Source organism: uncultured Negativicoccus sp. (assembly GCF_902480485.1).
GTDB classification, from domain to species: domain Bacteria; phylum Bacillota; class Negativicutes; order Veillonellales; family Negativicoccaceae; genus Negativicoccus; species Negativicoccus succinicivorans.
Map to the genome: position 1 here is coordinate 1 of NZ_CABSTC010000087.1, position 2,666 is coordinate 2,666.

Sequence of the window (2,666 nt, forward strand, 5' to 3'; positions counted from 1 at the left end):
CTGCTGAACCGCTCTTCCGATCTCAAATACTGACGGGCAGCGCGCGTTATGAAACGCGCTACGAACGCGGCCGCGGCGCGCGGGAGAAAGTGGAGGAAATCGTCACGCCTGACGGATTCGGTTCGATTCAATTCGGCAAAACCGTGGCGGGGAATCCGTACTCCTTTTTCTTCCGCGCGAAGTTAAATGCGCTGGTCGCCGACGGCAACGCGCAAATTTTGGCGCGACCGAATATCACGACGGTCAACGGCAAGACGGCGCGGATTTTGATCGGCAATAAAATTCCCGTGCTGGTCGATCAGATCACTAATGGTGAAAAAGTGACGACGACGGAATACCGCGACGCGGGCATACGCCTTTTGTATACGCCGCGCGTCAACGCGTCCGGCGAGATCACGGCCGACGTGACAGCGGAAGTATCGACGCCGTACCTCGTTCCGGAACTGCGGGCCTACCGTATCACGACGCGCGAAGCGCAAACGACGGTGCGCCTGCAACCGGGCGAAGCGCTCACGATCGGCGGACTGATTGATCGCGAGGAACAGATCAACGAACGGCGCGTGCCGATTTTAAGTGAAATCCCGATTCTCGGACGATTGTTCCGCACGACCGAGCATACGAAAAATAATGCGGAAATTATGATAACGATTACGGCGGACCTGCTTCCGGAGCGACCGCCGAAGCCATAATGAAACGCCGAAACGGCGGGGAGGGCACATGGCTATGATCAAAGTCGCCGGGCTCTCGAAAGCCTTCGGCATCGAAACGGTTTTTAAAAATGTCACATTTACCGTCGCGGAAGGACAGCGCGTCGGTCTGGTCGGCCGCAACGGCGCGGGCAAATCGACGCTGTTGCGTTGCGTCATGGGGACAATGGAGGCGGACTCGGGCAGCGTGAGCGTGACCGATCAGGCGACGATCGGTTACGTGCAGCAAAGCATCGACTTCGGCGCGCAAACATTACGCGAAGTGGTGGAGACCGCGTGGGAAGACGTGCGGCGCATCGAGCATGAACTCAAGGATCTGACCGAGCGCATGGGACGGACTTCCGATCCGGCGCTGCTCGAACGCTACGCGAAACTGGAAGACCGATTTGAACGGCTCGGCGGTTACGCTTATGAAGCGATGACGCGGCGGATCATGATCGGCCTCGGCTTCACGGAAGCGGATTGGGATCGCGCGGCGAATGATTTCTCCGGCGGGCAAAAGACAAGGATCAATTTGGCGCGCGCGCTCGTGCGGCGGCCGGATTTTTTGTTGCTGGATGAACCGACAAACCATTTGGATATCGCGATGACGGAATGGCTGGAAGATTTCTTGCGCAGTTATCGCGGCGGTATTTTGCTGGTGTCTCATGACCGCTACTTTTTGGACGCGGTGACGACGGACATTTTGGATCTTGAGCAGCATCGGGTTACATCGTATCGCGGCAATTACAGCGCGTTCAGTAAGAAGAAGGCGGCGCGTTTGTACGCCGACTTGCGCGCGTATGAAAAGCAGCAGGAAGAAATCGCGCAAACCGAAGCCTATATTCACAAATATAAAGCGGGTATCAAGGCGAAGCAGGCGCGCGGTCGGCAAAGTCAACTGAATCGCCTGGAACGCCTGCAAAAGCCGGTGACAGAAACGACGCTCGCTTTTTCATTTCGTCCGGCGACCGGCACGGCGGAGCGCGTCTTGGATGTGCAGGAGTTGGCGGCGGCGTATGGGGACCGCACTATTTTTAAAGATATTTCCTTTTTGTTGCGTCGCGGCGACACCGTCGGCATCATCGGTCCGAACGGCATCGGCAAGTCGACGCTTTTGTCCGTGATTACCGGCGAAAAAACACCGGCGCACGGCACGGTCACATTCGGCAATCGCGTCGCGCTCGGCTACTATTCGCAGGAACACACCAATTTGCATCCGAGCCGCACGGTGCTCGAAGAGGTCATGCAGGAATACGGTTGCGGCGAAGATGACGCGCGTCATATTTTGGGCGGTTTTCTCTTCCGAGGCGATGACGTGTATCGTCTCGTCGGTCAGCTTTCCGGCGGGGAGCAGGCGCGGTTGGCGTTGCTGCTGTTGCTTTTGGAAGAACCGAATGTACTCATTTTAGACGAACCGACGAACCATTTGGATATCCCGACGCGTGAAATGATTGAAGACGCGTTGCTCGAGTTCGGCGGCACGTACCTGGTCGTGTCCCATGACCGTTACCTTTTGGATCAGCTGGTGCAGCGCACGCTTTCATTTGAAGACGGAACCTTCCGCGAATATCTGGGCAACTATTCCTATTGGAAAGAAAAGCGCAAGGAACTGCTGGAGACGGGGCGCATTCCGATACCGGAGACAGCAGAGCCGCGCAAAAAAGTAAATACGGCGACAGCGCCGTCGGCGGACGTTTCGCCCGCGCCGCCTTCATCACGCGCGACGGATTCTTTCCGCGCGGCACCGCAGGCGGAGAAAAAAATCGCGGCGCTTGAGCAGGAAATCGCCCGCACGGAAGCGACGATCACGATGATTGAGACGCAGATCGCGCAAACGGTCGATGCGGACGCGTTGACGGAACTGGCCGAATCGCTTTCGGCCGCGCAGGAAAAATTGGCGACGCAGTACGAAAAATGGGAACACTGGGCGCAAATGCTTGATTAAAATATTTTTTTGGAAAAGTTTAAAAAAGTGTT

1 protein-coding gene is annotated in these 2,666 nt (G+C 56.7%); it reads left to right on the plus strand.

The window, feature by feature from the left end:
• The first annotated feature begins 717 nt into the window (after window positions 1-717).
• Window positions 718-2,634 carry an ABC-F family ATP-binding cassette domain-containing protein gene (locus tag RDN69_RS06055; protein ID WP_288218380.1) on the plus strand — a complete coding sequence of 639 codons (1,917 nt, stop codon included), beginning with the start codon at window positions 718-720 and terminating at the stop codon, window positions 2,632-2,634.
• Window positions 2,635-2,666: the final 32 nt, after the last annotated feature.

Coding starts and splice junctions, on each gene's coding strand:
- RDN69_RS06055 (WP_288218380.1), top strand. CDS start 718: ATGGCTATGATCAAAGTCGCCGGGCTCTCGAAAGCCTTCGGCATCGAA.